This is a genomic window from Neobacillus bataviensis LMG 21833, from assembly GCF_000307875.1.
GTDB lineage: Bacteria > Bacillota > Bacilli > Bacillales > Cytobacillaceae > Neobacillus > Neobacillus bataviensis.
On the sequence record NZ_AJLS01000185.1, the window covers coordinates 56,349 to 62,592 of the forward strand.

The 6,244-nt window shown below is 39.2% G+C and carries 6 protein-coding genes; 4 read left to right on the forward strand and 2 right to left on the reverse strand.

Translation table 11 applies throughout. The annotated features are described in order from the left end of the window. Positions 1-3: 3 nt before the first annotated feature. Positions 4-927, reverse strand: a complete 924-nt coding sequence (locus tag BABA_RS25485; RefSeq protein ID WP_040347571.1) for an RluA family pseudouridine synthase — start codon at positions 925-927, stop codon at positions 4-6. A 110-nt stretch (positions 928-1,037) separates the two neighbouring features. Between BABA_RS25485 and BABA_RS25490 the strand changes: the two genes are divergently transcribed. From BABA_RS25490 to BABA_RS25500, 3 genes are all read left to right on the forward strand, one after another. Then, a complete protein-coding gene (locus BABA_RS25490) occupies positions 1,038-1,424 on the forward strand; it encodes a YhcU family protein (RefSeq protein ID WP_007088166.1) in 387 nt (128 codons plus the stop codon). Between the two features lie 195 nt (positions 1,425-1,619). Continuing rightward, positions 1,620-3,362, forward strand: coding sequence for a phospho-sugar mutase (locus tag BABA_RS25495; protein ID WP_007088167.1), 1,743 nt, complete (start codon positions 1,620-1,622; stop codon positions 3,360-3,362). A 47-nt stretch (positions 3,363-3,409) separates the two neighbouring features. Beyond that, positions 3,410-4,132, forward strand: coding sequence for an SDR family oxidoreductase (locus BABA_RS25500; protein WP_007088168.1), 723 nt, complete (start codon positions 3,410-3,412; stop codon positions 4,130-4,132). 96 nt (positions 4,133-4,228) lie between these two features. Here BABA_RS25500 and BABA_RS25505 read toward each other — a convergent pair whose 3' ends face one another. Continuing rightward, positions 4,229-4,483, reverse strand: coding sequence for a YhdB family protein (locus tag BABA_RS25505; protein WP_007088169.1), 255 nt, complete (start codon positions 4,481-4,483; stop codon positions 4,229-4,231). 275 nt (positions 4,484-4,758) lie between these two features. Here BABA_RS25505 and BABA_RS25510 point away from each other — a divergent pair, with 275 nt between their 5' ends. Next, the gene (locus tag BABA_RS25510) at positions 4,759-6,174 is read left to right on the forward strand and encodes a SpoVR family protein (RefSeq protein ID WP_007088170.1); all 1,416 of its coding nucleotides are present in this window, start codon (positions 4,759-4,761) and stop codon (positions 6,172-6,174) included. Positions 6,175-6,244 lie beyond the last annotated feature (70 nt).

Consider the following 6,244-nt stretch of genomic DNA (forward strand, 5'->3'; position numbering starts at 1 on the left):
AAATTAAATTGAATAAATGTCGATATGTTTAAAGACATTTAGTGAATCAATAACTGGCGCATGGCATACCACTTTTTCCTCCGTTAAAGGGTGGGGAAATTCAAGTTTTGCGGCATGCAATGCCTGTCTTTTTTCCAAAGGCTGTCCGCCATATGCGATATCGCCCACTATCGGATGACCTTCGTAACTTAAATGTACTCTTATCTGATGGGTTCTCCCCGTCTCAAGCCAGCATTTTACATATGAAAGCTTGTTATTCTTATCCTCTTTTAACAACTGAACGTGGGTAATGGCATCCTGACCGGATGGTGAAACCCTTCTTTTTGTTGCATGGTGGCGATCACGGCCAATTGGCTGATGGATTATCCCTTTTTTTTTCTGGAACAGTCCATGAACTGCGGCAATATAGGTTCGTTTTATCTCGCGCTTTTCTAGCATATTGTCTAGAATAGCTCCTGCTAACGCATGTTTTGCAAACAGGATGGCCCCGGTGGTATCCCGGTCTAAACGATGAATTTGACGGATATTCCGATATTCTCCTTTAGACTGTAAATAAAAGGAGGCGGCGTTGATAAGTGTGTTTGTTTCGGTTAGAGGATTATTTGGATGAGTGTTCATGTATGGCGGCTTGTTAACCACCAAAACATGATCATCTTCAAATAAAATGTCAATATCATGGAAATTCGGGATTATTTGGAGCTCTTCTTCTTCAAAAAGCTTTAATTGCAGCTTTGAACCGGCTGTTAAGGGGAATAGCCAGTTAGCACGGGCTCCATCTGCTAAAACCTTATTCTCCATTCGAAAAAGATGCGTTAATTTTTTTGGTGCCTCCCAATAATGACGAAAAACCCAGTCAACTGTTTTGCCTTCCCACCCTCTTGGAACACTAATATGAAACCATTCTCCCTTACGTACCGTATTTAACATAATGTCTCCTTCTGTCATCCACTAATTACCACCGTAAAACCCTCGGCAGTTATGGTATTCTTATGATATAAAATTCGTCAGAAAAAAGCGATGGCAAAGGTGGGTTACACGTGAAAATAGTATTTGCCTCGACACCAAGTCAAGAAGAAGAAATAAATGGACTTGTGAGGTATGTGTATTCGAGCATTTTTCCTCTTTATTTTAGTGATGAGGAAATATGTGAATTTGAACAGTTAAAGGTTTTACGTACTCCTGAAGATTTTAACACATTAAAAGATGCTTTTCAGGTAATGACTTGTATTCAAACGATTATATCAATTCTGGAACCTTCTCCACTTGATGAGCAATATGAAGCTGTTTTTGACAAAAATGTTGCAACACTGCAGGAATTTGGATTATTTTTTCCATTTGAATTTCAACAATTTGTTGATGCAAAAAGATTGAAAAATACCATGCTAAGTATCTTTACAAAGGCTGATAATGAATTGATTATATAGGGAATGGGAAAAGCCTGGATTTTTTCAGGCCTTTTTCTATTTTTTTGCTATATGGATGGAATTTTGTTGTATGATAGTATGTGAACGTATTCACTTATTGCGAAAATTGTCGGTTAATTTCGAGGACTTTTTGCAGGAGTAACGTGTTAAAACTTAGAAACAATAACAAGTAAGTAGAATTAGGAGGGGACATCTTTGGATTGGAAAGTAATCGCACAAAGTTGGATTGAATTTGATGAATTGGATCCAGAATTAAAAAATCAATTAGCAGAATTAAAAAAGGATGAAAAGCATTTAGAAGAATCCTTTTACAAGAATTTGGAATTTGGAACCGGCGGAATGCGCGGTGAAATTGGTGTTGGTACCAACCGAATGAACATGTACACCGTTCGTAAAGCTTCTGCAGGTCTTGCGGCTTACATAGAAGAAAATGGTGAGGAAGCAAAAAAACGAGGAGTCGTCATTGCTTATGATTCACGTCATAAATCCCCAGAGTTTGCTATGGAGACTGCAAAAACACTCGCAAGTAATGGGATTCAAACATATGTTTTTGATGAACTAAGACCAACTCCAGAACTTTCTTTTGCCTTAAGAAATTTAAATGCTTTTTCTGGAATTGTTATTACTGCTAGTCACAATCCGCCGGAATACAACGGATATAAAGTGTATGGGTCAGACGGAGGTCAACTACCCCCAAATGAAGCGGATCAAGTCATTGCAAGGGTAAATGAGATTGAGAATGAATTATTAATCGAAGTTGACAGTGAAGCGAAGTTAAGAGAGTCAGGATTAATTAAAACCATTGGTTTAGAAATTGACAAAGCATATATTGAAAAGTTAAAAACGATTTCTGAAAATCCAGGCCTAGCGGAAGAGACAGATATTAAGGTCGTTTTTACGCCCTTACATGGAACGGCAAATAAACCCGTTCGCGCCGCTCTTGATGCCTTGGGTTATAAAAATGTAACAGTTGTAAAAGAGCAGGAGCAGCCGGATCCGGAATTTTCAACTGTGAAAAGTCCAAATCCGGAAGAACACGCTGCATTTGAATTAGCGATCCGTGATGGAAAAAAAGTGGGGGCCGACCTATTAATTGCGACTGATCCAGATGCCGACCGCTTAGGGATTGCTGTACTTAATCCAGAAGGTGAATATGTCGTTCTCACAGGAAATCAAACAGGAGCATTATTACTTGATTATCTGCTTACACAGAAAAAGGAAAAAGGAACATTGCCACTAAATGGGGTTGTGTTAAAAACAATTGTTACCTCTGAAATTGGGCGGAAAATTGCTTCATCCTACGAATTAGATACTGTTGATGTTTTAACAGGCTTTAAGTTTATTGCTGAAAAAATTAAGGAATATGAAGCAACAGGTGACCATACTTTCCTTTTTGGATATGAGGAATCCTACGGCTATTTAATCGGCGATTTTGCCCGTGATAAGGACGCTGTCCAAGCCGCATTATTGGCAACAGAGGTTTGTGCTTATTATAAAAAACAAGGCATGACCCTTTATGAAGGCTTGCTTCAGGTATTTGAAAAGTATGGATTTTATCGGGAAGGCCTTCGTTCCTTAACTCTAAAAGGAAAAGAAGGATCAGAAATGATCCAGCGTCTTTTGACCTCATTTCGAAACGAGCAATTAACAAAGCTAGGTGATTTAAACACATACGCAACAGAAGATTATCTGACAAGTAGCCGCGTAACGCAAAATGGAGAAGAAAAGATTGATTTACCTAAATCGAATGTCTTGAAATACATTTTTGAAGACGGTTCATGGGTATGTCTAAGACCATCCGGAACAGAACCAAAGGTAAAATTCTATTTTGGTGTAAGTTGTGATAGCCTTGCTGAAAGTATTTCGAAACTTCAAGCTGTTGAAAAAGACTTTATGGAGCTTGTCGATAAAAAGGTAAAGATGGTGCAGCGGATTTAGTAATTGAACATTCAACAGGACATCTCATCATGAGGGGAAGGTAAGAAATGTTAAAAGATCAAGTAGCCATTGTAACGGGCGCATCGCGTGGTATCGGAAGAGAAATTGCGGTAAAGCTTGCAGAGCATGGGATGAAATTAACGATTATCGGTAGTTCTTCACAAGTTTCAGAAACCGCTGATGAATTAAAAAATATGGGCTATTCCAATATTCTACCTTTTCAAGCAGATGTTTCGAAAGAAGAGGACATGCAGGAAGTCATTAAGAAAACAATTGAAACTTACGGAACAGTGGATGTTTTAGTCAATAATGCAGGTATTGGTTTCTTTAAATTGACGGAAGAAGTTACCGTAGAAGAGTGGAAGAAAATCTTTGAGGTAAATGTCCAAGGTGTGTTCCTGGCTACAAAGGCAGTCCTTCCACATATGAAGGAGCGAAAATCGGGAACCATTATTACCATCTCTTCTGATGTTGCCCGCTACACCATACCGAATGGTGCGGCCTATACTGCTACAAAATATGCGGTGCAAGGTTTTTCCGGTTCAGTTGCCCAGGAAGTACGTGATTACGGAATTCGCGTCGGTACGATTAATCCTGGTATGGTCGATACTTATTTTGCCGAATCAACCCAAGGCTTAGCTGAGAAAAAAGGCTGGCTGAAGGTGGAAGACATCGCTAATGCAGTTGTCTATATGGCATCTGCCCCTAAGCACATGCTGATTGACGAAATCGTCTTACATCCGTTTGTACAGCAATACCCTATAGCATAAGAAAAACGGCTTCCAAGTTGGAAGCCGTTTTCTGGTGGAATTCTTTTACCCGGTTGTAAAAAATTCTCTCAGACAAATTCGGTATTCACTAAGGTTTCAGGAAAGACTATACAACGGTATCCCATTTGCATCAGGGTCAACGATTTCGTTCGCATGGTCGATGTAACGAAGTAGATTATATAGCTTTGATTCAAGGACAGTGTAGTCCTTTTCAAAATTGTAGGCATGCAGGAATTGTTCAATCTTCTTAGATAAAAATTGGTCTTTTGTTCGGACCATTAAAATTAGTAAATTGTCCCATTCAGATCGGTGCGTATAGTATAACGCCCTGTCGTAATCCACTTTATTCATTTGATTTCTCTCCTCCTCATTGGGAGTTGATTTTATTGTATGACAAACTGAGGAGAACTTTCACAGAAAATGTTGGACACCCCGAGTTTACGCTGTTTTCAACATTTACCTGTATAAATGAATAAAGAATTGGGCTTTTCTGAGCCAGAGGGAGTTAATACCATTGTCATTAACATATTGTTTTAGGGAAAAATAGAAGTAGTTTATTCTATCTTGTTTCATCATTCCCGACTTATCTTCATACATTGTGGTAAGAGGAAAAGGGGGAGTGGCGAATGAATGTAGAAGGTCGCAAGCAGCTTGAATATGCCATCAGTGAGATTACTGAAATCGCAACCGGCTTTGGTTTGGATTTTTATCCAATGCGGTACGAAATTTGTCCCGCCGAAATTATTTATACCTTTGGGGCTTACGGGATGCCGACCCGATTTTCCCATTGGAGCTTCGGGAAGCAATTTCATAAAATGAAACTCCATTATGATTTGGGACTTAGTAAAATATATGAGCTTGTTATTAACTCAAACCCATGTTACGCGTTCTTGCTTGATTCTAATACTTTGATCCAAAATAAACTGATTGTAGCTCACGTATTAGCCCATTGTGATTTCTTTAAAAACAATGTCCGCTTTCAAAATACAAAACGTGATATGGTTGAAAGTATGGCGGCAACAGCTGACCGAATCCACCAATATGAGATTCAATATGGTAAAAAGGAAGTAGAGACTTTTTTAGATGCAGTACTCGCGATTGATGAGCACATTGACCCATCACTTATGAGGCCAAAGCTTTCTTGGACTATTGGTGATTATGAGGAAGACGAAGATCAGGAACATCAAGTGATCACACCATATGATGACCTATGGAAGCTTGATGAGAAAGGAAAAAAGGCAGAAGACCAACCGAAGAAAAAGAAATTTCCACCTAGGCCCGAAAAAGACCTATTACTATTTATTGAAACCTACAGCAGGGAGCTTGAAGATTGGCAGCGGGATATCTTGACAATGATGCGGGAAGAAATGCTTTATTTTTGGCCGCAGCTTGAAACGAAAATCATGAACGAAGGCTGGGCTTCGTTTTGGCATCAACGGATTTTACGGGAATTGGATTTAACTAGCGGAGAATCCATTGAATTCGCTAAATTGAATGCCGGGGTTGTTCAGCCTTCAAAAACAGGGATTAACCCTTATTATTTAGGAATTAAAATCTTTGAAGATATTGAAGAACGGTACAACAATCCAACAGAGGAAATGAAGCGAAGGGGAGTTGAACCCGGTTCAGGAAGGGAAAAGATGTTTGAGGTACGTGAAGTTGAATCGGATATTTCCTTTTTGCGGAATTACTTAAATAAAGATCTTGTCATGAGAGAAGATATGTATCTTTTCCAAAAGCAAGGCCGTGATTATAAAGTAGTTGATAAAGAGTGGGAGCATATCCGCGATCAGCTTGTGAATATGCGGGTAAACGGTGGATTTCCCTATCTCACTGTCAATGATGGCGACTACTTGAAAAATGGTGAATTGTACTTAAAACACTGGTATGAGGGGATTGAATTAGATGTTAAATATCTTGAAAAAGTACTCCCTTATATCCAGCAACTGTGGGGCAGACCAGTCCATATCGAAACGATGATTGAAGAAAGAAAAATGCTGTTTACGTATGATGGCAAAGGGGTTCACAGGAAATATTTATAATAAGAAAAGCGCAAGCGCCCTGGTCAGCGGCGTATGGCCTAGAGCGATCCAACTGAGATAAAGGAAACAC

Excerpts from the sequence above, each read along its gene's own strand:
- BABA_RS25485 (WP_040347571.1), bottom strand. The coding sequence starts at position 927 with ATGTTAAATACGGTACGTAAGGGAGAATGGTTTCATATTAGTGTTCCA.
- BABA_RS25505 (WP_007088169.1), bottom strand. The coding sequence starts at position 4,483 with ATGAATAAAGTGGATTACGACAGGGCGTTATACTATACGCACCGATCT.
- BABA_RS25510 (WP_007088170.1), top strand. The coding sequence starts at position 4,759 with ATGAATGTAGAAGGTCGCAAGCAGCTTGAATATGCCATCAGTGAGATT.
- BABA_RS25500 (WP_007088168.1), top strand. The coding sequence starts at position 3,410 with ATGTTAAAAGATCAAGTAGCCATTGTAACGGGCGCATCGCGTGGTATC.